This window comes from Pseudomonas sp. GOM7, from assembly GCF_026723825.1.
Classification (GTDB): Bacteria; Pseudomonadota; Gammaproteobacteria; order Pseudomonadales; family Pseudomonadaceae; genus Aquipseudomonas.
The window spans coordinates 1,724,153-1,749,032 of record NZ_CP113519.1 but is presented as its reverse complement, the minus strand read 5'-3'; the positions used below and the strand labels follow the sequence as shown (position 1 = coordinate 1,749,032).

22 protein-coding genes and 1 tRNA gene are annotated in these 24,880 nt (G+C 61.3%); 7 read left to right on the top strand and 16 right to left on the bottom strand.

Annotated features, from left to right (window positions below):
- Positions 1 to 116 precede the first annotated feature (116 nt).
- From OU800_RS07860 to OU800_RS07850, 3 genes are all read left to right on the top strand, one after another.
- The gene (locus tag OU800_RS07860; RefSeq protein ID WP_268182630.1) at positions 117 to 506 is read left to right on the top strand and encodes a hypothetical protein; all 390 of its coding nucleotides are present in this window, start codon (positions 117 to 119) and stop codon (positions 504 to 506) included.
- Between the two features lie 501 nt (positions 507 to 1,007).
- Positions 1,008 to 1,472 carry a hypothetical protein gene (locus OU800_RS07855; RefSeq protein ID WP_268182628.1) on the top strand — a complete coding sequence of 155 codons (465 nt, stop codon included), beginning with the start codon at positions 1,008 to 1,010 and terminating at the stop codon, positions 1,470 to 1,472.
- 148 nt (positions 1,473 to 1,620) lie between these two features.
- A complete protein-coding gene (locus OU800_RS07850; protein ID WP_268182626.1) occupies positions 1,621 to 1,872 on the top strand; it encodes an antitoxin of toxin-antitoxin stability system in 252 nt (83 codons plus the stop codon).
- 85 nt (positions 1,873 to 1,957) lie between these two features.
- Here the strand turns inward: OU800_RS07850 and OU800_RS07845 are convergent.
- The 4 genes from OU800_RS07845 to dapA form a co-directional block, all read right to left on the bottom strand.
- Positions 1,958 to 2,047 (bottom strand) — tRNA-Ser (locus OU800_RS07845).
- A 119-nt stretch (positions 2,048 to 2,166) separates the two neighbouring features.
- The gene (locus tag OU800_RS07840; RefSeq protein WP_268182623.1) at positions 2,167 to 3,036 is read right to left on the bottom strand and encodes a phosphoribosylaminoimidazolesuccinocarboxamide synthase; all 870 of its coding nucleotides are present in this window, start codon (positions 3,034 to 3,036) and stop codon (positions 2,167 to 2,169) included.
- Positions 3,037 to 3,122: 86 nt separating this feature from the next.
- Positions 3,123 to 4,241: an outer membrane protein assembly factor BamC gene (bamC, locus tag OU800_RS07835; RefSeq protein WP_268182620.1), complete on the bottom strand. Its 1,119-nt coding sequence runs from the start codon at positions 4,239 to 4,241 to the stop codon at positions 3,123 to 3,125.
- A 17-nt stretch (positions 4,242 to 4,258) separates the two neighbouring features.
- Positions 4,259 to 5,137: a 4-hydroxy-tetrahydrodipicolinate synthase gene (gene dapA / locus OU800_RS07830; RefSeq protein WP_268182618.1), complete on the bottom strand. Its 879-nt coding sequence runs from the start codon at positions 5,135 to 5,137 to the stop codon at positions 4,259 to 4,261.
- A gap of 202 nt (positions 5,138 to 5,339) precedes the next feature.
- Here dapA and OU800_RS07825 point away from each other — a divergent pair, with 202 nt between their 5' ends.
- Both OU800_RS07825 and OU800_RS07820 read left to right on the top strand, forming a co-directional pair.
- A complete protein-coding gene (locus OU800_RS07825) occupies positions 5,340 to 5,897 on the top strand; it encodes a glycine cleavage system protein R (protein WP_268182616.1) in 558 nt (185 codons plus the stop codon).
- Between the two features lie 48 nt (positions 5,898 to 5,945).
- Positions 5,946 to 6,419: a peroxiredoxin gene (locus OU800_RS07820; protein ID WP_268182615.1), complete on the top strand. Its 474-nt coding sequence runs from the start codon at positions 5,946 to 5,948 to the stop codon at positions 6,417 to 6,419.
- Between the two features lie 78 nt (positions 6,420 to 6,497).
- On the opposite strand, the gene OU800_RS07815 is transcribed toward OU800_RS07820, so the two are convergent.
- Both OU800_RS07815 and OU800_RS07810 read right to left on the bottom strand, forming a co-directional pair.
- Complete coding sequence (locus OU800_RS07815) at positions 6,498 to 7,559, bottom strand: AI-2E family transporter (protein ID WP_268182614.1); 1,062 nt, start codon at positions 7,557 to 7,559, stop codon at positions 6,498 to 6,500.
- Between the two features lie 36 nt (positions 7,560 to 7,595).
- A complete protein-coding gene (locus OU800_RS07810; protein ID WP_268182612.1) occupies positions 7,596 to 7,835 on the bottom strand; it encodes a sulfurtransferase TusA family protein in 240 nt (79 codons plus the stop codon).
- 269 nt (positions 7,836 to 8,104) lie between these two features.
- On the opposite strand from OU800_RS07810, the gene OU800_RS07805 reads away from it, so the two are divergent.
- On the top strand, positions 8,105 to 9,538 hold the full coding sequence (locus tag OU800_RS07805) for a M48 family metalloprotease (protein WP_268182611.1): 1,434 nt from the start codon (positions 8,105 to 8,107) through the stop codon (positions 9,536 to 9,538).
- Positions 9,539 to 9,637: 99 nt separating this feature from the next.
- On the opposite strand, the gene OU800_RS07800 is transcribed toward OU800_RS07805, so the two are convergent.
- The 10 genes from OU800_RS07800 to OU800_RS07755 form a co-directional block, all read right to left on the bottom strand.
- Positions 9,638 to 12,016: an efflux RND transporter permease subunit gene (locus tag OU800_RS07800; protein WP_268182608.1), complete on the bottom strand. Its 2,379-nt coding sequence runs from the start codon at positions 12,014 to 12,016 to the stop codon at positions 9,638 to 9,640.
- Positions 12,017 to 12,032: 16 nt separating this feature from the next.
- The gene (locus tag OU800_RS07795) at positions 12,033 to 13,124 is read right to left on the bottom strand and encodes a WD40/YVTN/BNR-like repeat-containing protein (protein WP_442964740.1); all 1,092 of its coding nucleotides are present in this window, start codon (positions 13,122 to 13,124) and stop codon (positions 12,033 to 12,035) included.
- 195 nt (positions 13,125 to 13,319) lie between these two features.
- Positions 13,320 to 14,690: a DUF1329 domain-containing protein gene (locus OU800_RS07790; RefSeq protein ID WP_268182607.1), complete on the bottom strand. Its 1,371-nt coding sequence runs from the start codon at positions 14,688 to 14,690 to the stop codon at positions 13,320 to 13,322.
- A 66-nt stretch (positions 14,691 to 14,756) separates the two neighbouring features.
- Positions 14,757 to 16,766 (bottom strand): DUF1302 domain-containing protein, encoded by a 2,010-nt coding sequence (locus OU800_RS07785; RefSeq protein ID WP_268182606.1) that lies wholly within the window; start codon positions 16,764 to 16,766, stop codon positions 14,757 to 14,759.
- A gap of 487 nt (positions 16,767 to 17,253) precedes the next feature.
- Positions 17,254 to 19,911 carry an aminopeptidase N gene (gene pepN, locus OU800_RS07780; protein WP_268182604.1) on the bottom strand — a complete coding sequence of 886 codons (2,658 nt, stop codon included), beginning with the start codon at positions 19,909 to 19,911 and terminating at the stop codon, positions 17,254 to 17,256.
- 55 nt (positions 19,912 to 19,966) lie between these two features.
- Entirely contained in the window at positions 19,967 to 20,803 is an 837-nt protein-coding gene (locus tag OU800_RS07775) for a DUF2797 domain-containing protein (protein WP_268184233.1), read from the bottom strand.
- On the bottom strand, positions 20,800 to 21,063 hold the full coding sequence (locus OU800_RS07770) for a YeaC family protein (protein ID WP_268182601.1): 264 nt from the start codon (positions 21,061 to 21,063) through the stop codon (positions 20,800 to 20,802). The genes OU800_RS07775 and OU800_RS07770 overlap by 4 nt, the downstream gene beginning before the upstream one ends.
- Before the next feature lie 53 nt (positions 21,064 to 21,116).
- Entirely contained in the window at positions 21,117 to 21,977 is an 861-nt protein-coding gene (locus OU800_RS07765) for a rhomboid family intramembrane serine protease (RefSeq protein WP_268182599.1), read from the bottom strand.
- Positions 21,974 to 22,948, bottom strand: coding sequence for a metallophosphoesterase (locus tag OU800_RS07760; RefSeq protein WP_268182598.1), 975 nt, complete (start codon positions 22,946 to 22,948; stop codon positions 21,974 to 21,976). The genes OU800_RS07765 and OU800_RS07760 overlap by 4 nt, the downstream gene beginning before the upstream one ends.
- Positions 22,949 to 23,836, bottom strand: a complete 888-nt coding sequence (locus OU800_RS07755; protein WP_268182595.1) for an NAD(+) kinase — start codon at positions 23,834 to 23,836, stop codon at positions 22,949 to 22,951.
- 85 nt (positions 23,837 to 23,921) lie between these two features.
- Here OU800_RS07755 and OU800_RS07750 point away from each other — a divergent pair, with 85 nt between their 5' ends.
- Positions 23,922 to 24,860: a DUF1853 family protein gene (locus OU800_RS07750; protein ID WP_268182592.1), complete on the top strand. Its 939-nt coding sequence runs from the start codon at positions 23,922 to 23,924 to the stop codon at positions 24,858 to 24,860.
- The last annotated feature ends 20 nt before the right edge of the window (positions 24,861 to 24,880 follow it).

The window sequence follows — 24,880 nt, the reverse complement described above, 5'->3', positions numbered from 1 at the left end:
AACAGCCCTCAGGTATAGAACTGTGGCGTGGGGGAGTCCATTACAGCACTCAAAGCGCTCACTTCGTTCGCTGGATCCGGCGAAGCCGGCCCCTTAGCTTAATCGTTAGGTGCTTCATGAGTAAGCTTGCATGCACATGCGGCAATATAATCCGTGACCAAACGGACTCACTGCCCTACAAAGCCTTGATTATAAAAGATCAGCAGGAAGAGAATTTCATTCAAGACTTGGCGCAAGAAATGAACTCTCTATTAATTGCAGCAAAAGCTGGAAATCTAGAAGCTCATTTAGATAAACGATACGGAAATACGCCCTGGCGACCGAAAGCGGCCGAAGCCTGCTACGACATTATCGGAAGCACATTATTGAACAACTCTATTATGGCCTACGAGTGTCAGTCGTGCGGTAAGTTGTGGGTTCAAAAAGGGGTAAACAGCTTTATACCCTTCAGCCCCGAAAGCGGAGTGTATGAAGCAGTCCTATCAGTTAATCCAGCACCTAACTAGTGGTTCAAATCGTTCGCTTCGCTCACTGGAACCAGCTAAAGCCGGCCCCTTAACCAAACGTTAGGCTACCGCACTGAGATACAGAGGAAAGTGTACATGCACAATCCCAAGGGTTTCTCAAAAGAAAGACTACGAGAGCTCGGAGAGAGTCTTGAGAGTCACACATGGGGGAACCGCTGCGAAGTTGAAGCAAGCGACATATGCATGTGCACTAACTGCTACAGACGCTTTCCACCATCGGACATCAAGTCTTGGCAAGATGGGGTATCAGCTGTTTGCCCTAATCCGGAGTGCTGCTTTGGCGGCTCCGTTATTGGCTCAGCTTCCGGGCTCAACTTTGAAGACTATGATTACTCGAAAGCAGATACCTAACTAGTGGTTCAAACCGTTCGCTTCGCTCACTGGGACGGGCTAAAGCCCGCCCCTTAACCAAACGTTAGGTGGCATGTCCTGCATATTACCACCCGAAAAAGCCTTATCTAAACTGAGAGATTTTGCCCAATGAAAGACACAATTGCAGTCCCCTCTCCCATGTCCATGAGTTGCAACCAAGCCGCCTCTTGGTATCGAACTATGATTCCACTAATACCCAAACTCCCTGTGCGTATATACACCGGAGATTATGAGCATGAACTCGCCTGCAAAGAGTTCAAGGCATACTGGGCGACGAAATCCATGCTTCGTCTCGCTGCCGCTCACGCACTGATCGAACAAGAGCTGGCAAACGAGTTCCTGACAAAATTTCATCTATGGTCAGCCGAGGAGCATTTGGGACTGGCTTATATCGTCGGTCGCGGCAAGAATGTTTTCAGGTGTGCAATGGATATTTTAACTGATGTCACTGAAAGAGAAAGGCACTTTTATCCTGGTACAGTAGGCGAATCCATTGGAATGAAGTGCCATACACCTGATGGTATTTATGTGGTTACGGCAGAAGGTTGGATAAAGGAGGCGGATAGCCTATAGAGACTCCCAAACAGGGGACAGACCATATGTCCCCCATTCTTAATAGAATCTCTGAAATCAGGAACAATAAGGGACAGACCACGATTAACTTCTCCCAAAATCGTGATCTGCCCCTGAAGAACCAAGAATTGACTGATAGGCTTGCGCCATGACCAAAGAAACAGCTTTCAACTCGAAGCTTGAGCCTGAATGCAAGACAGCCGCTCAGCCTACGCACAGGCCGCACTTTCCGGTAACTCAAGGCCTTATGCGCGAGCAGCGGCAAGCCAAACAGCATGATGAATTCGTGCAGGCCAAGGTAGCCGCTGCCAGGGCATCGGTAGAGGCTGGTCATGGCCGGCACAATGCCGAGGTGGAAGCTGAGTTCGCCGCTCGCCGTGCCAGGGTCCTGGATAACTGATGCATTGTCCGGCACGTTGCCGATAATGCCCTGAAAAGCAAAAGCCCCGAAACTCTAGGAATTTCAGGGGCTTAGGCTTGAGATATGGCGGGAAGATAGGGATTTGAACCCTAGGTGCCATTGCTGACACAACGGATTTCGAATCCGTCCCGTTCGACCACTCCGGCATCTTCCCAAGCGGCGCGCATGATAACAGTTCGATGACGTTTGGCGAAGCTTATTTTGAAAAAATTTCGTGTGCTATCAGGCGCTTGTGAAAGCCCAGGCCGAGGCTGGCTCGGCCTGGCTGGCTGATCAGGCGGTGAGACGAGTCAGGGCTTCGCGATACTTGTCGGCGGTCTTCTGCGCCACCTCTGCCGGTACGGCCGGGGCCGGCGGCTGTTTGTTCCAGCCGGTGGATTCCAACCAGTCGCGCACGAACTGTTTGTCGAAGCTCGGCGGGTTGCTGCCTTCGGCATAGCTGTCGGCCGGCCAGAAGCGGCTGGAGTCCGGGGTCAGCACTTCGTCCATCAGGGTCAGGGTGCCGTCTTCATCGAGGCCGAACTCGAACTTGGTGTCGGCGATGATGATACCGCGCGTGGCGGCGTATTCGACGGCAGTGCTGTACAGCTTGATAGCGGTGTCGCGCACCTGGGCGGCCAGTTCGGCGCCGATGATGGCTTCGCACTGCTCGAAGCTGATGTTCTCGTCATGGTCGCCTACGGCGGCCTTGGTGGAGGGGGTGAAGATCGGTTGCGGCAGCTTGGCCGCTTCCTTGAGGCCCGCCGGCAGGGCGATGCCGCAGACGGTGCCGCTCTTCTGGTATTCCTTCCAGCCGGAGCCGACGATGTAGCCACGCACGATGGCTTCCACGGCCACTGGCTTGAGGCGCTTGGCGACCACAGCGCGGCCTTCGACCAGGGGCAGTTCGGCAGCCGGCACAACGTCTTCGACCTGGTCGCCGGTGAAGTGGTTGGGCACCACGCCGGCCAGTTTGTCGAACCAGAAGTTGGAGATGGCGGTGAGGATCTTGCCCTTCTCCGGGATGGGTTGTTCGAGGATGACGTCGAATGCCGAGAGACGATCGGTCGCCACCATCAGCATGCGCTTGTCGTCGATTTCGTAGAGGTCGCGAACCTTGCCCGAGTAGATTTTCTTCAGGCTCAGGGTGGTGGGTGTGCTCATGTCGGCATTTCCGTCTCTGGCAAACGAAACAGGCGAAACCCTGCGCGGGTTTCGCCTATCGGTGATCGGCTGGGCTTGCGGGCCGTTTAGCCGAGATTGTCCTGGATCAGCCCCAGTACGCGGCGCGCCACATCGTCCGGCGCGATGGTGTTGAGGTCTTTTTCCACGGTGACCTGAACGCCTTCACCGACGGTGGTCAGGCGTACCTGGTAACGCTCGGCGCGGGCTTCGATCTCTTCCTTGCTTGGCTCGCTGCCGAACAGGCGGCGGAAGAAGCCCGGCTTCTCGTCACGCCTCTGCGCGCCTTCGGCCAGGTTGATGTAGTACACGCCAAGGCTGCGGTTGAGGTCGTCGACGCGAATGTCGGCCAGCTCCAGGGAGCGGCCTACGCCCGACCAGGCGCGGTCGAAGTCGGCGCTCAGGTTGAGTACCGGATTGCCGTTGCCGTCTTCGCTGAGGCTGGCGCGGCTCGGCGCGTCGAAGTCGCGGGCAGCGAGCAGGGAAACCGAACCACCCTGCTCGACGCTGCGCGCCATGCTGACCATCATCTCGTCGAGCAAGGCGCCTTCGAGGCTGGCGTTGCCGCTGGCGGCGAAGGCCACATCGGCGGTGCTGCCGGCCGGGCGCTGGACGCTGGTGACGAAGACTTCGCTGGTGTTGCGTTGCACGCCTGGCTCGATGCGCACGCGCACGCGGGTTTCGGCATCGGCGGCGACGCCGGATACGCGGCTGCTCAGACGGCGCGCCATGTTGGCGGAGAGTTCGTCGAAACGCTGCCAGGCGGTGGTGAACTCACCCACCTGCGGACGCTCGTCGGCGATGCGAAAGCCGTTGTCCTCGAAGAACTGGCGAGCCAACGGCCAGACTTCGGCCGGCACGCGCTGGGCCACGATCCAGCGCGAATCACCGCTGCGCTGCAGGCTGAAGTCGCGCTCGTCGCTACGCACTTGCATGGTCTGCGGGCGCGGCACCTCGAATTCACCGGAGGTCTGGGTGTCGTTGGGCACCTGAGCGGGCACCGGCAGCAGCGGGTCGAGGCGCTTGGCATCGACGTCGGCTGGGAGTTTCATGGGCGCGGTCTGCCGCGCTTCCAGGTAGTCGCTGCCACGATCACGGAAATAACCGTTTTCACCCCAGAGCCAGCCACAACCACTGGTGCTGGAGATGATCAGAGCAAGGGCGGAGAGTCCGGCCAGTCGCTTCATGCGTAGAATCCTTAGGGTTAAGCCAATACACCGCACTGGCGCATGGCCTGGCGCAGCGGTTCATGACAACGCGGGCTGAGCCAGGTCAGCGGCAGGCGGATGCCGTCACCCATCATGCCCATTTCATGCAGAGCCCACTTCACCGGAATCGGGTTGGATTCGATGAACAGTGCCTTGTGCAGGGGCATCAGGCGGTCGTTGATGGCGCGGGCGATGGCAGCTTCGCCACGCATGGCGGCGGCGCACAGGTCACTCATGGCGCGCGGGGCGACGTTGGCGGTCACGGAAATGTTGCCCTTGCCACCGAGCAGCATCAGTTCCACGGCGGTGGCGTCGTCACCGGAATAGACGAGGAAATCCTTGCTCACGCGGTCGATGACGTCCTGAGCGCGCTGCAGATCGCCAGTGGCTTCCTTGATGCCGATGATGTTGTCGATCTTGGCCAGCCGCTCGACGGTTTCCGGCAGCATGTCGCACACGGTGCGGCCCGGCACGTTGTAGAGGATCTGCGGGATGGCCACGGCTTCGGCAATGTGGCGGAAGTGCTGGTACAGGCCTTCCTGGGTCGGCTTGTTGTAGTAGGGGGTCACCAGCAGGCAGGCATCGGCGCCAACGTCCTGAGCAGCGCGGGTCAGCTCGACGGACTCACGGGTGGAGTTGCCGCCGGTACCGGCGATCACCGGGATGCGCCCGGCCACCTGCTTGACCACGCGCTGGATCACTTCGATGTGCTCGGACACTTCCAGCGTGGCGGACTCACCCGTGGTGCCGACCGCGACGATGGCGTTGGTGCCCTCCTGCAGGTGGAAATCCACCAGTTTGCTCAGGGCATCCCAATCCAGATCCCCTTGCGCATCCATGGGCGTGACCAATGCCACCATGCTGCCCGCAATCATGCAACCACTCCTGCCGGAAAAATTGAGCCGTAATGGTACTGGCGCCTAGTGTCCGGCACAAGCAAGGATCAAGGGCTCGCGCTGCCTGCAGCATTCGCGCGCGGCCCGCGCCGCCATTCCCCTCGGCGGTGCTTTTGGTTACCCTGCTGCCTTTGGCCTGTGGCCCGAGCGTCCAGGCCGTTCATCGCTTTAGGAAGGCTGCATGTCCACCCCCGTCGTTCGCGAACAATTCCTGCTCATCAGTGCCCTTGGCCGCGATGCCATGAGCCTGACCAATCTGCTCAGCCGCGCCTGCCACGAGAACCGTTGCGCCGTGATCAGCACCCGCCTGAGCCGCCATGGCGAATACAGCGCGTTGGTGCTGCAGGTGTCCGGTAGCTGGGATGCCCTGGCCCGCCTGGAGTCCGGCATGCCGGCACTGGCCAAGAAGCACGATTTCTCGGTCAACCTGATTCGCAGTGGCGCGGCCGAAGCACGCCCGCAGGCGCTGCCCTACGTGGCTTACGTCAGCGCCGTGTACCGCCCGGACATTCTCAACGAGCTGTGCCAGTTCTTCCTCGACCATCGCGTCGAGTTGGAGAGCCTGACCTGCGACACCTACCAAGCCCCGCAGACCGGCGGCACCATGCTCAACGCCACGCTGACCGTGACGCTGCCGGCCGGCACCCAGATCAGCTGGCTGCGCGATCAGTTCCTCGATTTCGCCGATGCCTTGAATCTGGATGCGCTGATCGAACCCTGGCGCCCACAGAATCCCTGAGTGTGTAGCTCGCGAGATCGCCGATAACCGCTAGATGAAGGAGTTTCCATGACCGTCGAACTCGACAAACCCGTTGCCGATTTCCAGGCTGTCGCCACCAGCGGCCAGCAGGTCAAGCTCTCCGAGCTGAAAGGCCAGCAGGTGGTGCTGTACTTCTATCCCAAGGACGCCACGCCCGGCTGCACCACCGAAGGCATGGACTTCAGCGCCCGCTTCGAGCAGTTCAAGGCGGCCAATACGCTGATCTTCGGTGTGTCCATGGACAGTCTGAAGAAGCACGAGAGCTTCAAGTGCAAGCAGGCCTTCCCCTTCGAGCTGATCAGCGACGAAGAGCACCAGCTCTGCGACCTGTTCGGCGTGTACCAGATGAAGAAGAACTACGGCAAGGAATACATGGGTATCGTGCGCAGCACCTTCCTCATCGACAAGGACGGCGTGCTGCGCGAGGAGTGGCGCAACATCAAGGTTGCCGGCCATGTCGACAAGGTGCTCGCCGCCGCCGAGGCGCTGAACAAGGGTTGAGCCCGCTTCACGCATGAAAAACGCCGCGCCTCCCAGGGAGGACGCGGCGTTTTAGTTTGTGTAGGCCCCGGCTAGGTGCTAGACGGGCTCCGGTTCGATCCTCGGCCAGGCGTTGATCACCGCCTTGAACAGGGTGGCCAGGGGAATGGCGAAGAACACACCCCAGAAGCCCCACAGGCCGCCGAACAGCAGCACCGCGCAGATGATCGCCACCGGGTGCAGGTTGACCGCCTCGGAGAACAGCAGCGGCACCAGCACGTTGCCATCGAGCGCCTGGATGATGCCGTAAACGATCATCAGGTAGATGAACTGGTCGCTCCAGCCCCACTGGAACAGACCGATCAGCGCCACCGGCACGGTCACCACCACCGCGCCGATGTAGGGCACCACTACCGAAAGCCCCACCAGTAACGCCAGCAGCGCGGCGTAGTTGAGCCCCAGATAGGCGAAGGCGATATAGGTGACCACACCACATATGATGATCTCGATGAACTTGCCACGAATGTAATTGGCAATCTGCTGGTTCATTTCCTGCGACACCTGGGTGATCAGCGCACGCTCGCGCGGCAGGTAGCCGCGGAACCAGCTACCGATCAGCTCGCGATCCTTGAGGAAGAAGAACACCAGGATGGGTACCAGCACCAAATAGATCATCAGGCTGACCAGCATGGGCAGGCTGGAAAGGGAGAAGGACAAGGCCCACTGGCCGAACTTGCCCACCTCACCGCGCATGCTTTCGATCAGTTGCAGCACCTGGGCATCGCTGATCAGGTGGGGATAACGCTCCGGCAGCAGCAGGAGCAGCGCCTGCCATTCGACGACCATGCGCGGCAGTTCGTTGAACAGGGTACTGAGCTGCTGCCAGAGCAATGGCATCAGCACCAGCATGAACACCACCAGTGCCCCCATGAACAAGGTGAACACCAGCCAGACAGCCAAAGTCTGCGGCACCTTGAGGCGCTCCAGGCCATTGACCAGCCCCTGCATCAGGAAGGCCAGCACCAGCCCGGTCAGCACTGGCGCCAGCATGCCGCCGAGCGTCAGCACCACGGCAAAGCCGAGCACCAGCAATACCGCCAACACCACCGCCTGCTCATCGGAGAAGTAACGGTGCACCCAATCCTGCAAAACCTTGAACATCAGCAATCCTTCAAAGAAACCTTGGCCCGATACGGATCAGGCCTTGCGCAACCAGTAGCGGTAGACGCCCTCGCCCACCTCTTCATGCAGCAGCGCGTGGCCGGCCAGGCTGGCAAAGGCGCGAAAGTCGCGCTGCGATCCCGCATCGGTGGCGGTGACCTTGAGCACCGCGCCACTGCTCAGGCGATTGAGTTCGAGCTTGGCCTTGAGCAGTGGCAGGGGGCAATTGAGCCCGGAGGCGTCGAGTTCGACATCGAACTCAGGTACATCAGTCATCGTCTACTCCAACAAAGACGGCTAGCAGGCCGTTGGAAAACGTAGACGAGGCAGGCAAGACAAGGCAAAAACGGCCGAGAAAGCGCAGTTTACGTGTAGTAAATGAGCATTTTGACTGGGCTCGCACACGAGGCTGTTTTTAACGCAGTATTGCCAACGCAGGTAGTTTTCCACGGCCTGCTAGGATACCGAACGCCTTCGATCCCTGGCCAGCACGACACCCAGCCAGCTACAGTAAGCCCATTTCGCCAGCCAAGAGCTTCAGTTGCATGACTTTTCTGCGCCCTACCCTGTTGACGCTCGCCTGCCTCTTCGCCGCCCACACCGGGGCCAGCGATCTGCCTTCGCTCGGCGACTCCAGTTCGTCCATCGTCTCGCCGCAGCAGGAGCATCTGCTGGGCCGCGCCTGGCTGGCTCTGCTGCGTGGCCAGGTCGCCCAGCTCGACGACCCGCTGCTCAAGGACTTCGTCGAAAGCAGCGTCTATCGCCTGGCGGAAACCAGCCAGGTGCAGGATCGACGTCTGGAGTTCATCCTGCTCAATAGCCCGCAGCTCAATGCCTTCGCCGCACCTGGCGGGATCATCGGCGTCAATGGCGGCCTGTTTCTCTATGCCCAGACCGAGGCCGAGTACGCCTCGGTGATGGCTCACGAACTGGCGCACTTGTCGCAACGCCACTTCGCCCGCGGCCTGGAAGCACAGCAACGCATGCAGTTGCCGTTGATGGCAGCGATGCTCGCCGGCATCGTCGCAGCTGCTGCCGGTGCCGGTGATGCCGGCATGGCCACCATCTTTTCTGCCCAGGCGGCGGCGATTCAGGAACAACGGCGCTTCTCCCGGCAGAACGAGCAGGAGGCCGACCGTATCGGCCTGCTCAACCTGGAGCGCGCCGGCTACGACCCAAGGGCCATGCCAAGCATGTTCGAGCGCCTGATGCGCCAGTACCGCTACGACGCCAAGCCACCAGAATTCCTGCTCACGCACCCGGTTTCGGAGTCGCGCATTGCCGACACCCGCAACCGCGCCGAGCAGTATCCGGCCAAGGGCGTGGAAGACAGCCTGCGCTACCAACTGATGCGTGCCCGCGTGCAATTGACCTACGAGGAAACCCCGGGAGTCGCTGCCAAGCGCTTCCGCGCGATGCTCGACGAGAACCCCAAGCTCGACGCCGCGCGTTATGGCCTGGTTCTGGCGCAGATGAAGAGCGGCCAGCTAGACGAGGCATGGCAGACACTGCAGCCGCTGCTCAAGAGCGACCCGGACGAGCTCATCTACAACCTGGCACAGATCGAGCTGGACATGGCGCAGAATCGCCTGGACGAGGCCCAGCGCCGACAAACCCGTATGTTCACCCTCTACCCCAGCAGTTACCCGCTGCAGCAGGCGCGGGTCGATCTGCTGCTCAAGCAGCGCCGCACCCAGGATGCCGAACGTGCCCTGGACGAGTTGGTGAAGGTGCGCGACAAGGATCCCGACGTCTGGTACCAGGTGGCCGAAGTGCGTGGCCTGAGCGGCAACACCATCGGCTTGCACCAGGCCCGTGCCGAATATTTCGCCCTGGTTGGCGATTACAAACAGGCCCTGGAGCAGCTCGACTTCGCCAAGCGCCGCGCCAGCAACAACTTCCAACTGGCTTCGCGCCTCGATGCCCGCCAGCGCGAACTGGAAGACGAGCAGCGCATGGTCGACCAGATGCTGCGCTGATTCGCCACACCGCCCTCTCCAAACGAAAACGCCGTGCTCTTGAGCACGGCGTTTTTCATGCAGTCAGCGTTGCGACCAAGATCGCAACGCCGGGGAGGCTCAATGCGCCAGCAGCGAACCGCTCTTCTTGCCCGCCAGTTTCTCAGGCTTGATCAAAAAGCGCGCCAGCGCCGGCAAGAGGAGCATGGCGCCGAACATGTTGACGATGAACATGAAGGTCAGCATCAGGCCCATGTCGGCCTGGAACTTGATCGCCGAGAACATCCAGGTCGCCACGCCGATAGCCAGGCACAGACCGGTGAACAGCACTGCCTTGCCGGTCGACTTGAGCGTCTGGTAGTAGGCCTCCTGCAACGGTAGCCCGGCGCGCAGGAAGCTCTCCAGGCGACTGTATATGTAGATGCCGTAGTCCACGCCGATGCCCACACCGAGCGCGATCACCGGCAGGGTGGCAACCTTCATGCCGATACCCAGCCAGGCCATCAGGGCGTTGCCCAGAATCGAGGTGAGGATCAGCGGCAGCACGATGCAGATCATCGCCGGAATCGAACGGAAGGTGATCAGGCACATCACCGCCACCCACAGGTACACCAGTGACAGCATCAGCAACTCGGAGGTGGAGATCACTTCATTGGTCGCCGCCTCGATACCGGCGTTGCCCGAGGCCAGCAGGAACTGCAGACCGTCACGATTGTGCTCGTCGGCGAACGCCTGCACGGCAGCAACGGCACGCTTGAGGGTTGCCGCCTTGTGGTCTTCGAGGAACAGCAGCACCGGCGCCAACGAGCAGTCGGCGTTGTACAGACCGTCGGCACGGGCGATGGAGTTGTTCAGCACGTCCTGGTTACGCGACAGGGTTTCCCACTTCAGGTTGCCCTCGTTCATGCCCTTGATCAGCTGCTTGGACACCGTGACCATGGAAATGGCCGATTGCACGCCAGGCGTGTTCTCCATCCTCCACATCAGCTCATCCATCGCCGACAGCGCATCGTAGCGCGAGCAGCCTTCGCGATCGGTCTTGACCATCACCACCAGCACGTCGGAGCTGGTCGAGTAGTTCTGGATGATGAAGTCGTTGTCCAGGTTGTAGCGCGAATCCGGGCGCAACTCCGGCGCACCCTGGTCGAGGTCGCCGACCTGCAGGTTGGCCTTCTGATAGAGGAAGCAGCCGACGCCTGCCACCAGCGCGATGACCACCATGAACGGCGCCACGGTTGGGTGCGCAGCATTCGACAGCAAACGCCACATGGGCTTCTCGAGGGTTTCCTCACGCTTGCTGCGAGCGATGGCCTTCTTGCTGATACCGAGGTAGGAAATCGCCACCGGCAGCAGGATGAGGTTGGTGAAGACGATGACCAGAACGCCGATGGAGGCGCCGATGGCCAGTTCGTGGATCACGCCGATATCGATGACCAGCAGCGCGATGAAGCCCACCGCGTCCGCCAGAATCGCGATCATGCCCGGCAGGAACAGTTGTCGGAAGGTCAACCGCGCCGCCATCAGGGAGTTCTCGGCACCGCTCGATTGCAGGGCGATACCGTTGATCTTCTGTACGCCATGGGACACGCCGATGGCAAAGATCAGGAAAGGCACGAGCATCGAATAGGGGTCGATACCGAAACCGATCAGATGGATCAGGCCCAGTTGCCAGACCACGGCAATCAGGGTGGTCAGCAGCACGCCGATGGTGCTGCGGATACACCAGCTAAACCAGTACAGCAGGGCGAAGGTGATCAGCAGGACGATGGCGAAGAAGCCCACCACCATGATCAGGCCATCGATCAGGTCGCCGACCTTCTTGGCGAAACCGACGATGTGCACCTGCACGTTCGGGTTGAGTGCCTGGTACTTGTCGCGAATCTTCTCTTCCAGCTCATGAGAGAACTGCTGGTAGTCGAGCTTGATCAGCTTGCCCTGGTCGTTCGGATCCGGATAGGACTCCAGCAACGGCACGTCGATGATGCTGGACTTGAAGTTGTTGGCGACCAGACGACCGATCTGGCCGGACTTGAGCACGTTGCTGCGCAACTCGTCCAGGCTCTCGGCGCTGCCGTCGTAGGTCTGCGGGATCACCTCGCCACCGGCGAAGCCTTCCTCGGTCACTTCGGTCCAGCGCACGCTGGGGCTCCACAGCGACTTCAGGTTGGAGCGATCCACACCATTGATGTAGAAGACCTCGTCATGGATCTGGCGCAGCGTCTCCATGTACTCCTTGGTGAAGATGTCGCCATTCTTGGCTTCCACCGAAATACGCACGGTGTTGCCCAGGTTCGCCAGGTCGTTGCGGTGCTCCATCATGTTCTGGATGAAGGGGTGCGACAGCGGGATCATCTTCTCGAAACTGGTCGAGGGACGAATCTGCGTGGCCTGATAGAGCAGGAAGATGGTGGTCAACAAGCAGAGCAGGATAACCGCCGGCCGATTGTTGAAGATCAGGCGCTCCAGGAAGGTCGCCTTGTTCATTTGATGGTCGGACATCGAACGCTACCCCTTGTTATTGTGCGGCCAGGTCGGCACCGGTAGCGGTAGCCAGGCGCACACCGCCCTGCCCCACCAGCACCAACTGACCCTTGTCACCGGCAGCCACGGCGGCCAGGGACTGACGATCCGGACGATTGAACAGGCTGAAGCTGCGTCCGCCATCGTCGCTGCGCAGCACGCTGCCGCCATTGCCGACGATCACCAGCGAGCCATCGGCCAGGCGTGCACCACCAGAAAGGCCGAACTCCAGCGGGCCGTTACCGGCTTTCTGCAGCGGAATCTGCTGCCAACTGTCGCCAAAATCGGTGGAGCGGAACAGGTGGCCGCGCAGGCCGTAAGCCAGCAAGGTGGCTGGCTGATCAGTGCCCATGACACCGAACAGCGATCCCTCGTAGGGTGGTTTCTCGATACGCTCCCAGGTCTCGCCCCAATCCGCGGAACGGAACATCACACCCATCTCACCGACCACGAACAGTCCACTGTCCTTGACCGCCGCGATGGCATTGAGGTGATAGGCGTCCTCGTTGTCCAGGCGATCGCTGATGTCCTCCCAGCTCTTGCCGCCATCGAGGGTTTCCAGCAACGCGCCATAGGCACCGACCGCGAAGCCGGTCTGCAGATCCTTGAACCAGACGTCGAGCAGCGGCGCTTCGCGCTCCAGATCCTCGAACTGCTTGATCCAGGTCAGGCCTCCGTCGGTGGTCGCGAGAATCTGCGCATCGTGACCCACGGCCCAGCCGTGCTGATCATCGACGAAATACAGGGCGGTGAGCATCTGCCGGGTCGGCACCTTGGCCTGGTTCCAGTGCTGTCCCAGATCGTCGGAATAGAGGATATGGCCACGGTCGCCCACGGCAACGAGTCGCTTGCCGGTGTTGACCACATCGAGCAGCAGGCTGTGCAACGCCTTGGGCGACTCGATGGCGAATACGGAGGATGCAGCGGAGGTTTCTGCGTGCAGTGGCATGGCTCCAAGTGTCAGCAAGGACATCACACCGCACAGCGAGAGCGCTTTGGTCAACGGCGAATGAAAACGGAGCGTCAGCTTGCGTTCCTGAGTCGACGCAAGGCTGCATGGGGTGCGCCGCATGACGGGCTCACTCATAGATTTCCCCCTTATTGTTATAGGCGGTGCTGTCAGTTGACAGACGGCCCATCCTAGCGGCCTTTGAAAAGCCCTGACAATCGGTGCGACGTTATGTTTTGTTAAGGCAAACCCGCATGATTGAGCGCTATTCGCCAGGCTGATACGAAAAGGCCGCTACTACTGTAGCGGCCTTTTCCTTCAACTACATCGCTATCAACGCGTACCGCGGCGACGCAGGGCGGCCGGTTTGAAGTAACCGTCGTCCGGAATCGGCTGGCTGAAGTCGATGGTATTGCTTTCCTCGTTGTCGAGGTTCTGCACATGGTAACGACGCGCCTGCAGATCATGGAACACGTCGAGCGCGGTCCAGGTGGTCGGCAGGTCGTAATAGTTTTTCAGGTAGGCGATGGAAACGCGCCACAGATCACCGCGACCGTCGTACTGATCGACCACGGCAGCTTGCCAGCTATCCTCGTCGAGGAACAGAGTGCGCTTGGAGTAGATATGGCGGGCGCCGGATTTCAGCGTCCCCTCGACGACCCAGACGCGATGCAGTTCGTTGCGGGTATACGCCGGGTTGATATGGCCGACCTTCAGCAGATCCGCGTACTTAACGTCCGGGCTGGTGACCTTGTAGTTGTTGTACGGGATGTAGATTTCCTTCTTGCCCACCAGCTTCCAGTCATAGCGATCCGGGGCACCGTTGAACATGTCCGTGTCGTCGGCGGTGCGCAGACCGTCGGCGGCAGCGATCGGGGTGTCGTAGGCCAGGTTCGGCGCGCGACGCACGCGACGCTGACCGGCATTGTAACCCCAGGCCTGGCGTGGCTCCTTGACCTGATCCAGGGTCTCGTGCACCAGCACCGCCCCACCGGCCAGGCGCGCCGGGCTGGTGGTGAACGACAGGTAATAGAACATGATGTTGTTCAGGTCGGCGAACGAGCCATTTTTCAGGTAGTACTTGAACAGCGCTTCCTGCTGCGAGGTCACCAGCGAGTAGGCGCCATTGCGCTGTACGGCCACTTCCGAGGCGCGGCGTACGATGTAGGTACCGCGGTAACGGGCGATGTGGTTCCACAGCGCCTCGACACCGCTCTGCGGAATCGGGAAGGGAATGCCGCCATAGGCATCGACGAAACCGTTGCCGCCGCCTACCAGCTTGGCGGTGGTGGCGTTCTTGACGGTGTTGTCATAGACCCACTGCGGCGCCGAACCGGAGCGACGGGTCTGATACACCGGCATCTGGTAGGTGTCCGGGTAGGCCTTGAACAGGGCAATCTGACCCGGGGTCAGGTTGGCTTCGTACTGGCTCAGGTTGGCGGCGGTGATGGTGAACAGCGGCTTGTCTTCCGGGAACGGATCGACATGGTGCTGGCCGGAACGGGTGTAACCGGCCGGCGCCTGGGTGATGCCACCGGTCCAGGCCGGGATGGTGCCGGCCGCGTTACCGGCCTTCTCGGCGCCGAATGGGGTCAGGGTGGTGCCGAGTTTCGCGGCTTCCTGCGAGGAAACGGCTGCCACTGCGCTACCGGCGGAAAACGCCAGGGCAACGGCGAGCGCCATGAGCCTGTGCTTGATCAGCATGGTATTTCTCCGTGAAGAATCTGGCCGGACGCCCGCTGGCGTCCGGCAGGTTTCGAGTTATGAGGCTTAGAAGGAGTACTTGACGTTGACGCCGATATTGTCGCGGTCACGCATCACGTTGTTCTGCCCAGCGCCATAGAACTCGGTGTACTGGATTTCCGCTTCCAGGCTGTTCAGGTAGCTGGCGCGCAGACCGAGGGTGTAAGCCTTGCGGCCCTCGACGAAGTTGCCGGTCTGGTGCGAGTTACCCTCGAAGTCGTGCTTGAACACGGCGAAGGGCGACAGGTTGACCCCGGCGTACACGTCGTTCCAGGTACCCGACATCATCAGGGTATAGCCGTAGGCGTTCTTGTTGACCTGATCATCACGGTCGTAGCCAGAGATGTAAGAGCCGTTGCCACGACCAGCGTAGTAACGAGTGCCATTGCGCGACTGATACTGCAGGCTGTCGCCACGCAGGTGCTCGGAAGCCAGCTCGGCGATACCGAACAGCGAGTCGAAGCTCATGGTCGGGCCGAAGTTGTAGATGGTGCCCAGCGAGGTGTTGAAAGCTTCGACGCGGGTGTAGTTGTGGATCTGGTCACCCAGTTGCACCTGCTTACCGCCAATGTTGACCACCTGACCGCCCGCTAGCTGGGGAGCCTGGGTCAACAGGTCACCCAGCAGGTCGTTTGTGGCGGCGATGCCAACAGGCAGGTTGGGACGGTAGGACAGTTCACCGAATACCGAAGCACTGCCAACTGTGGTGTTGAAGCTCATGCCGTACATACGGATATCTTCGGCGTATTCGCGGCGGGCGTTGACACTGTTGGCCACATCGACAGTGGCTACGCCACCGACAGCGCCAGTCAACGCATCTCTGTAAGCACCTGCCAGTTGCGGGTTCAGCGCAGGGTTATTGATGACTGCCTGCAAAGTGGCAACACTGACTCCAGCGGCACTGGCCACGCTTTGCTGAATACCCGGTGTAGCTGCAGCCTGGATCGCCGCCAAATTTAGCTGGGAGTAATCGCCTAGATCAGCATAGATGGTCGGTTCCTTGGCGTGATAATTCACGAAGTAGAAACCGAATTCGGTGGAGTTCAGCTCTTCGGCGATATAGCGGAAAGCCACACCGAACTGGCCATCGTTCTTGGCATTGATATCCGGGCCAATGCTGGCGACTTTGATGTTGCCGTTGGCATCGACGGTACGCCCACCTTGCAGCCCACCTACGCCGGCGTTGCTGAGGCCGGAGTACAAGCCCGCCAGGGGGATCAGCCGGGATTGAGTGGAATAGGCCGTATTGCCCCCATCCGCAAACAGGTCGGTCTCGGAGAAGTAGGTGCCCACCGGGTCGATGGCCGACTCCTTCCAGTTGAACTGGTAGAAGGTTTCCATCGACAGGTTGTCGGTCAGGCCGATGTTGAAGCTCAGCGCTTCGACCGGCACCAGCACTTCCTTCACTTCCGAACCGGGCAGGCGGAACTTGGCGGCGTCCACCGGGTTGGTAGTGTTGACGCCGCCACGATAGAACAGGCCTTCACCCCAGTTGAATACCTGGCGACCGAAACGGCCGGTGACCGGCATGTTGGCCACATCCCAGTCACCGTAGACATAGGCATCGAGGATCTGCGCGTCACGCCCGGCCTTGTGGCGGGTCTCGTAGGTGAAACTGTTGTCGCGCGGGAAGCTCTGGCTCGGCTGAGCCGGCGAGTTGGCGCCGTAGTAGTCGTTGCGCTTGTCCATGATCTGGGTGTCATAGAACGCCGTGCCGCGTACGAACAGACCGTAGTTCTGGTAGGACATGCCCAGATCGGAGGTGACCTTGAACACTTCGGATACCAGGCCGGTGTCGAAGTTACGGTTACCGTCGTTGGTGTTGATGTCGTCGTTGGTCTTGTCGCGGCCCTGTACGCGCCACAATTGGCCGTAGGACACGGTGGTATCGATGGAACCGGTGACCTCGTTGTCGGCGAAGCTGAACTCCACCGCCTGGGCCTGAGCCGCTACCAATAGCGGCAACACACCAGCGAAAGCAAAACCAGCCGTGGCCGGTGCGAAACGTAGAAGGGGTTTACGGGACGTGATTTCCATCGAGACATTACTCCTCGGGTAGTTCTTCTTGTTGGCCCTAGATCAGCGGGCACCTGTTCACCGCACTACGGCGGTTTGAACGATCAAACTCATTGTTTTTGTCTGGCAGACCTATGAGGCACTCCAGCCCATGCGCGCCTGGCGCTGCAACCATGATGCCAAATCAAACGCTTGTCCAAAACCTCATGAACCGCTCAAGCATGGTACTTGCAAACCCAAAACCTGACTGATCATTCACTGATCAATCTACTGGTTTGCAGCGCGTGAACACGTCATCCTGTCCTACGATCCGACACCTTTCATGACGCGACTCACTCTTTGGCGTGATTCACGAGCATGAGAAATGCTCAGGGTCAAGCAAAACACCCCAACCTTAATTCGGGTAGGTACTTTAAAGGCAGCGACTTATTCGATTCAGTAACAAAAAAGTGTTACCAGAGCGAGTCAGGTAACACTTTCTGATCTTGCGGCGCAGAGCGAACCCGACTCAGGCCAGGCTCTTGCTTACCACTTCGTAAACATCGCTGGACAGCTCGCCAGAGGCCAGAATGCGTTCCAGCTCGGCCTTCATCAGCGCCTGTCGGGCCGCACCGTACTTGCGCCAGCGGGTCAACGGCGCCAGCAGCCGCGAGGCGATCTGCGGGTTGAGGGCGTTGAGGGTGATCACCTGGTCGGCGAGGAAGCGGTAGCCCGAACCATCGGCCTGATGAAAGTTGATCAGGTTCTGGTTGGCGAAGGCACCGATCAGCGCGCGCACCTTGTTCGGGTTCTTCAGGGTGAAGGCTTCGTGCTGCATCAGCGCCTGCACACGCTGCAGGCCACCCGGCAGCGGGCAGCCGGCCTGTACGCTGAACCACTGATCCATGACCAGGGCATCATCCTTGAAGAAATCGGCGAACATGGCCAGGGCCTTGCCCTGCTCTTCCTGGAACGGCGAGTTGACCAGCACAGCGAGGGCCGACAGGCGCTCGGTCATGTTATCGGCCTTCTCGAATTGCTCGACGCAGGCCGCCAGCACCTCGGGCTTCTCGCTGAGCATCAGGTAGGACAGCGCGATGTTCTGCAGGCTGCGACGGGCGAAGTGCGCCGCCTCGGCCACGTAAGGGGTGGCCCTGGAAACCTCGCGATTGGCCTGGTAGCGCGCCCACAGCGGGGCGAACAACGCGCTGGCCAGTTGCTGGCGGGCGAACTCGCGTGCGGCATGGATGGCCTCGACATCGGCCACTTCACTGACCTCGGTGAGATAGGCCTCACCCGGCAGCGAAAGCATTTCCGCGACCATGGCCTGATCCAGCGACTCGTCCTCCAGCAGGGTACGCAGTGCGGCAACCAGGCGCTGATCCAGCACCAAAGCCTCACCACGCTGATGTTGACCGATCAGTTCCTGTAGCACCTGCACCGACAGTTGCTGGCCGGCTTCCCAGCGATTGAAGCCATCCGAGTCGTGCTGCATGAGGAACATCAACTGGTCGCGGTCATAGGGAAAGCTCAGCTTGACCGGCGCGCTGAAGCCGCGCAGCAGCGAAGGCAGGGGCTTCTCAGCGATACCCACGAAGGTGAAGGTCTGCTCGGCTTCGGTGACCGACAACACGCGGCTGGTACCTTGCGCAGCGCTTTCGCCCTGCAGGCGCAGCGGCAGCTCATGGCCCTGGGCATCGAGCAGACCGAGCGCCACGGGAATCACGAAGGGCAGCTTCTCGTGCTGCCCTGGCGTGGCCGGGCAGTTCTGGCGGAAGGTCAGGCTGTAGGTCTGAGCAGCGGCGTCATAAGTCTCGCTCACCGCCAGGCGCGGCGTACCGGCCTGGGTGTACCAGCGCTTGAACTGGGTCAGGTCGATGCCACTGGCATCTTCCATGGCCTTGACGAAGTCATCGCAGGTCACGGCCTGGCCGTCGTGGCGCTCGAAGTACAGATCCGAGCCCTTGCGGAACAGCTCCGGGCCGAGCAGGGTGTGGATCATGCGCAGCACTTCGGCACCCTTCTCGTAGATGGTCAGGGTGTAGAAGTTGGAGATTTCCATGTACGCATCGGGGCGCACCGGGTGAGCCATGGGGCCGGCATCCTCGGCGAACTGATGGGTGCGCAGGTAGGCCACGTCCTCGATGCGCTTGACCACGCGCGAGTGGGTGTCGGCGGAGAACTCGCTGTCGCGGAACACGGTGAAGCCTTCCTTGAGCGACAACTGGAACCAGTCGCGGCAGGTCACGCGGTTGCCCGACCAGTTATGGAAGTACTCGTGCGCCACCACCGCCTCGACGCGCTGGTGGGCGGCGTCGGTGGCGGTCTCGGCCTTGGCCAGCACGCAACTGGAGTTGAAGATGTTGAGGCCCTTGTTCTCCATGGCGCCCATGTTGAAGTCATTGACCGCGACGATCATGAAGATGTCCAGGTCGTACTCGCGGCCATAGACCTCCTCGTCCCACTTCATCGAGCGCTTGAGGCTGTCCATGGCGTGCTGCACCTTGTCGATGTTCTCCGGCTCGACGTAGATGCGCAGTGCCACCTCGCGCTTGCTCATGGTGGTGAAACTGTCTTCCACGCACCAGAGGTCGCCGGCGACCAGGGCGAACAGGTAGGCCGGCTTCTTGAACGGGTCTTCCCAGGTAGCCCAGTGCCGACCGCCCTCTTCCGAGCCGCTGGCAATCGGGTTGCCGTTGGACAAGAGCACCGGGTAGGCATGCTGCTCGGCGCTGACCGTGGTGGTGAACTTGCTCATCACGTCCGGACGGTCGAGGTAGAAGGTGATCTTGCGGAAGCCCTCGGCCTCGCACTGGGTACAGAACATCTTGCCGGACTTGTACAGGCCTTCCAGCGCGGTGTTGCTCTCCGGGTGGATGCGCACGCTGCTGTCGACCACGAAGCGCTCCTGGGTCGGCTGCAGGGTCAGGTGGCTGTCGGTCAGCGTGTAGTCGCCCTCGCCCAGTTCGCGGTCATCGAGCTTGAGCTCCAGCAGTTCAAGCTGCTGACCATCGAGCACCAACTTCGGCAGGCCAGCTCCGGCATCGGGGTTGCGACGCATGACCAACTGCGCGTGCACCAGACTGTGATCCTCGAACAGCTCGAAGGTCAGGTGGGTCTCGTCGATCAGGTAGTCGGGAACCTGATAATCCTTCAGATAAATAGTCTTGGATTGCTCGGTGCGCATGGCGAAGCCTCTTCGAGGCAGCTGCAAGCTTCAAGCCGCAAGCTGCAAGTGGTGGTCAGGCGGCGATCTCGTGGATGGCCAACTGGTACGCAGTGTATTTGCGGATATTGATCACGCCGGTGTCGAACATCAGGTACTGGCCCTTGATACCGAGCAGGGTACCCTCGGCCAGGGGCTGCTTGTCCAGATTGAAACTGCTGATCTTGGCCGGATAGGCCTCGATGGGGTAGCGGATTTCCAGCACCTCGGCCGCGCTCAGCGGCTGGATGGCCTGCAGGCCGAAGCGCTGCTGCAGACCACTGATACCCGCGCCACAGGCATCGAACAGTTGCTCGCGGATCGCCAGCAGATCGACCGGCGCGGCGTCGCCCTTGAGCAATGCACGCCAGTTGGTCTTGTCCGCCACCTGGCTGCGCAGCAGATCCTCGGCGAAGCCGGACTGCTGCCGGGTGGCGACGCGCAGAATGGCCAGCGCCTGAGTCGCGCCCTGATCGATCCAGCGCGTCGGCACCTGGCTGGCGCGAGTGATGCCCACCTTCACGCCACTGGAGTTGGCCAGGTAGACGATATGATCAGTCATGCAGAACTGCTCGCCCCAGCTCGGCTCGCGGCAGGTGCCCTGGTCGTAATGGCACTTTTCCGGGCTCATGATGCACACGTCGCACTGCGCCAGCTTCTGCATGCAAGGGTAGCAATAACCCTGGCTGAAGCTGGTCTTGGTCTTGCGCCCGCAGTGGCTGCAATGGATGGCGCCGAGGTATTCCAGGCGCAGCTGCTTGCCCACCAGCGGGTTGACCGGCACCTCCTCGTCACCCAGACGAAACGCATACTGCACCGGCGCCTCCAGGTGCGCCTTCATCTTGCTCAGCGAGCCACGTCCCAGTTCCATCAGTGCAGGGTATCCGAAGAGGTGAACAGCAGGTTCGGCACCGGCTCGGATTTGGACTTGCACGCTTGCTCACCCATATAGCCGGTGCGTTCCTCCTCCGGCAGATTCTGCATTTCCCAGGCGATCATCGCCTGCAGGCTCAGCTCCTTCTGCTCCTGGGTAAGCTTGCGGCCATCGGGCCACTTGCCGATTTCCACGGCCAGCTTGAGGCTCTCGTAGATTTCCGGGGTGATGTTGTCGATGGCTTCGAGAAAGGACGACATGGAGGGTCTCCAGATGAATCACAGGGCGGGTCAGACCCGCCAGATTAGTCGGTTCAAGCGTTACGTCGGGCCAGCATACCGCCAAGCAGCCCGGTCAGGCAGCCGGTGAGCAGGCCGCCGACATGCGCGGCGTTGGCGATGGCGCCGAACTGCAGCAGCTCGAACACGCCAGTCATGCAGATCGCCAGCCAGGCCAGCATCATCACCAGCACACCGGGCGGCAGGCGATAGGCCGGGTTGGGCGCCAGGCGCTGGTAGATCCAGCAATGCCCGAGCAGGCCGTAGAGCACGCCGGACAGACCGCCGAACAGCGAGGGCCCCGCCCACCAGTACTGGGCGAAGTTCGAGGCCAGACCGAACAGCAAGGTCAGCCCGAGCAGGCCGATGGCGCCCTGACGAAACTCGATGCGCCGGCCCAGCTCCCAGTACCACAGGCTGTTCATCGCCAGATGCAGCCAGCCGAAGTGGATCAGCATGGGCGTGATCAAACGCCACCATTGGCCGCTGGCCAGCGTTGCATCCAGGTAGTTGAGGTAGATGTTGCCACCGTCAATGTGAAAATCGACGAAGCTCAGCCAGCGAATCGCGGCGTAGTTCTCACCTGCCAGAGTCACGGCGAAGACGATGAAGGTGATCAGCAGCATCAGAGCCGTCAGCGGGCTACGTCGTAGTTGCACCAGCACAGGGGTGCGCGCAGGCGCCACGGCCTGGGGGAAGTCGCCATTCACATCACCTAGAGGATGCTGTGCGTAGAGCTCACGCACCTGCTCGGCCAGTTCCTCACCGTGCACCCAGAGCACCTGTTCACCGCCCTCCTCGGCCACCCGATGCGGCACGCGCAGGCGTTGCAGCAGGGCGATGAAGCCGCTGAGGTCGGTCTCCAGCGGCAGACGTAGTGCAACGCTAGCGGTCATCGTGGCGCCTCCTGCGGGTCGACATCGACCCAGACGAATTTGCTCGCATCCAGACGCTGCTCATGATCGAGCCGGTAAGCCACCAGCCGGCCGCCGATCACCGCGCTGTAATCCAGGCAGGCCAGGTTCGGGCGGATCGGTGCCGGCTTGCCGCGGCGCCAGTAGTGGCCGACGAACAGCGGCGGTTCGTGCGCGCCATATTTGAGCAGTTCGTCCTTCTGCAGTTCGCTCAAGGGCGTCTGCGCCGCCAGCTCCGGCAAGGCATCGGGCTGGAAGACGATATCGCCGTAGGTCTGCGGATCCTCTTCCCAGAACTTGGTGCGGAAATAGGAACGGGTGAAGCCGTCGCCGCCGGTCAGGGTCAGGCCGTGCGGCAGGCGCATGTCGGTGCCACGCAGCAGGCGGTCGAGCGCCATGTTGGCGAAGCTGCCGGGCACCGCCGAGGCCTGGAGGAAATGTTCATCGATGCAGCCATCGGGAAATTGCTGCCTGAGCGGCGCGATCAGTTCGGCGTCCCAGCAGGCATGCACGACGCGAAAATGCCCGGCGTCGATGAACAGGGGCATCTCGTAGAACCAGCGCAGGAATTCGCGCCACTCCTGTGGGTGCCCCTCGAACTGCGCCAGGGTTTCACGGATCAGGCGCAGGTGCCGTGGGCTGTGCTCACGCACGTGCTGGCGGCCGCTGCCGGGCGGTGCCGGCGTGCTCCAGCCCAGCGCGTTGTACTCATGGTTGCCCATGATGCACAGGGCCTGACCGGCGCTGACCATGTCGCGCACCAGATGCAAGGTCTCGCGAATACCCGGGCCACGGTCGATCAGATCACCGAGAAACAGCACCATGCGCCGCGGGTGGCGCCACACGCCTTCCTGGCGACTATAGCCCAGGCGTTCGAGCAGACGTTCCAGGGTGCGCGCACAACCGTGGATATCACCGATCAGGTCATAGCCACGATGGGGGTCGATGGACATTCAGTCCTGCCCTCCCAGGCGGCTACCCCAACCCAGCTTGGTACGGCAGACCTCGTAGTAGTTGTGATCCAGCGGGTGGATCAGACGCAGCTTCTGCGCCTTCTTGGCCACGTGCAGGGTATCGCCCGGGGCACAGGTGAAGTGGTTCTGACCGTCGCAGGACACCTGCGGGTAGATGGTCATGTCCGCCGACACCACCACCTTCAGCTCGCTGTGGCCGTCGACCACGATGGGCCGGCTGGACAAGGTGTGCGGGTACATCGGCACCACGACGATGGCGTCCAGCTTGGGGTGCATGATCGGCCCACCGGCGGACAGCGCATAGGCAGTGGAGCCGGTGGGCGTGGCGACGATCAGGCCGTCGGCCTTCTGGCTGCAGACGAACTGGCCATCAATGTACAGCTCGAACTCGATCATCCGCGTCGACTTGCCGGGGTGCAGCACCACGTCGTTGAGCGCGTCGCCCTGGCCGATGGCCTCGCCCTGGCGGCGCACTTCGGCTTCGAGCAGGAAGCGGTTCTCGGTCAGGTACTGGCCTTCCAGTACCTGCGCCACCTTGAGCTCCAGCTCGTCGGGGCGGATGTCGGTGAGAAAGCCCAGGCTGCCACGGTTGATACCCAGCACCGGCACCTTGTGCCGCGCCAGGGCGCGGGCAGCGCCAAGCATGCTGCCGTCGCCGCCGACGACGATCACCAGGTCGCACACCTCACCGAGCATCTTGCGCGAGGAGGTCTGCAGGCCATGGCCGGGCAGCAGGTCGGCGATGGTGTCTTCGAGAATCACATGCAGATGGCGGTCGATGAGAAAACGCTTGAGCCGGCGCACGGTTTCCAGCACCCGTGTGCTACCCAGGCGCCCGATGATGCCGACATTGCGAAATTGATCCATGGGGTTCCCGCCAGACAGATAAGAAACGAAAGGGGGATTATCGGCCAAAGGCCAAGGCAGCGGCAAACCGAGCTATGCTCGCCTGATGATCGCTCCCGACACGCTGCACGACCTGCTGCAGACCTTGCGCACCCCAGCCGTGCGTGACCTGGCCTGGGCGTTGCTGTCAGCGCCCTTGCTGGGTGAGACCACGAACCCCCAGCGTCATCCCCTGCAGGCCAGCGACTGGGCGCAGCGCCCGCACTTGTTGGCGGACTGGCTGATCCGCCAGGACGAAGCACCCGAAGCGCTGCATGCCTGGTTGGCCGAGAAGCCGGTGCGGCGTCTTGGCCTGTACTACGAGCGCCTCTGGCAATACGCCCTGCAGGCCGCACCAGATATCGAAGTCATCGCGGCCAACCTGGCGATTCGTCAGCATGGCCATACCCTGGGCGAGCTGGATCTGCTGCTGCGCGACGCAGAGGGCGAGCATCACCTGGAGCTGGCGGTAAAGTTCTATCTCGGCCCCGAGGCGGCCGACGGCAGCGATGCCAGCCAATGGCTCGGCCCTGGCAGTCATGATCGGCTCGACCTCAAACTGAGCCATCTCGCCCAGCATCAACTGCCGCTGTCATCGCGCCGCGAAGCACGGGGAGCGCTGAACGAGCTGCAGGTGCGTGAAGTCCGCTCCGCTTTCTGGCTCGGCGGCTATCTGTTCTATCCCTGGCCTGGGGGCTGCGCACCGCCGCGCGGCGCCTGCCCCCGTCACCTGCGCGGGCACTGGCTGCGCCGAGCCGACTGGGTGGTATTTGCCGGCCAAAACCCCGAGGCCTGCTGGCAGCCCCTGCCCAGGTTGGCCTGGCTGGCCCCGGCCTTGATGGACGCAGAACAACGCTGGTCGCAGGAAAGATTCGAGCATTGGTTGAGCGCCCTGCCGCCAGAGGCCCAGGCGCAGCTACTGGTGCGCCTGGAGGTCGATGAGACGGGGGACTGGCGCGAGGTCGAGCGGGTATTTCTGGTCAGCGACCAGTGGCCGGAAACGTAGCCCGGCTGTAATCCGGGAAG

Excerpts from the sequence above, each read along its gene's own strand:
- OU800_RS07860 (WP_268182630.1), top strand. The coding sequence starts at position 117 with ATGAGTAAGCTTGCATGCACATGCGGCAATATAATCCGTGACCAAACG.
- OU800_RS07855 (WP_268182628.1), top strand. The coding sequence starts at position 1,008 with ATGAAAGACACAATTGCAGTCCCCTCTCCCATGTCCATGAGTTGCAAC.
- OU800_RS07850 (WP_268182626.1), top strand. The coding sequence starts at position 1,621 with ATGACCAAAGAAACAGCTTTCAACTCGAAGCTTGAGCCTGAATGCAAG.
- OU800_RS07840 (WP_268182623.1), bottom strand. The coding sequence starts at position 3,036 with ATGAGCACACCCACCACCCTGAGCCTGAAGAAAATCTACTCGGGCAAG.
- bamC (WP_268182620.1), bottom strand. The coding sequence starts at position 4,241 with ATGAAGCGACTGGCCGGACTCTCCGCCCTTGCTCTGATCATCTCCAGC.
- dapA (WP_268182618.1), bottom strand. The coding sequence starts at position 5,137 with ATGATTGCGGGCAGCATGGTGGCATTGGTCACGCCCATGGATGCGCAA.
- OU800_RS07825 (WP_268182616.1), top strand. The coding sequence starts at position 5,340 with ATGTCCACCCCCGTCGTTCGCGAACAATTCCTGCTCATCAGTGCCCTT.
- OU800_RS07820 (WP_268182615.1), top strand. The coding sequence starts at position 5,946 with ATGACCGTCGAACTCGACAAACCCGTTGCCGATTTCCAGGCTGTCGCC.
- OU800_RS07815 (WP_268182614.1), bottom strand. The coding sequence starts at position 7,559 with ATGTTCAAGGTTTTGCAGGATTGGGTGCACCGTTACTTCTCCGATGAG.
- OU800_RS07810 (WP_268182612.1), bottom strand. The coding sequence starts at position 7,835 with ATGACTGATGTACCTGAGTTCGATGTCGAACTCGACGCCTCCGGGCTC.
- OU800_RS07805 (WP_268182611.1), top strand. The coding sequence starts at position 8,105 with ATGACTTTTCTGCGCCCTACCCTGTTGACGCTCGCCTGCCTCTTCGCC.
- OU800_RS07800 (WP_268182608.1), bottom strand. The coding sequence starts at position 12,016 with ATGTCCGACCATCAAATGAACAAGGCGACCTTCCTGGAGCGCCTGATC.
- OU800_RS07795 (WP_442964740.1), bottom strand. The coding sequence starts at position 13,124 with ATGAGTGAGCCCGTCATGCGGCGCACCCCATGCAGCCTTGCGTCGACT.
- OU800_RS07790 (WP_268182607.1), bottom strand. The coding sequence starts at position 14,690 with ATGCTGATCAAGCACAGGCTCATGGCGCTCGCCGTTGCCCTGGCGTTT.
- OU800_RS07785 (WP_268182606.1), bottom strand. The coding sequence starts at position 16,766 with ATGGAAATCACGTCCCGTAAACCCCTTCTACGTTTCGCACCGGCCACG.
- pepN (WP_268182604.1), bottom strand. The coding sequence starts at position 19,911 with ATGCGCACCGAGCAATCCAAGACTATTTATCTGAAGGATTATCAGGTT.
- OU800_RS07770 (WP_268182601.1), bottom strand. The coding sequence starts at position 21,063 with ATGTCGTCCTTTCTCGAAGCCATCGACAACATCACCCCGGAAATCTAC.
- OU800_RS07765 (WP_268182599.1), bottom strand. The coding sequence starts at position 21,977 with ATGACCGCTAGCGTTGCACTACGTCTGCCGCTGGAGACCGACCTCAGC.
- OU800_RS07760 (WP_268182598.1), bottom strand. The coding sequence starts at position 22,948 with ATGTCCATCGACCCCCATCGTGGCTATGACCTGATCGGTGATATCCAC.
- OU800_RS07755 (WP_268182595.1), bottom strand. The coding sequence starts at position 23,836 with ATGGATCAATTTCGCAATGTCGGCATCATCGGGCGCCTGGGTAGCACA.
- OU800_RS07750 (WP_268182592.1), top strand. The coding sequence starts at position 23,922 with ATGATCGCTCCCGACACGCTGCACGACCTGCTGCAGACCTTGCGCACC.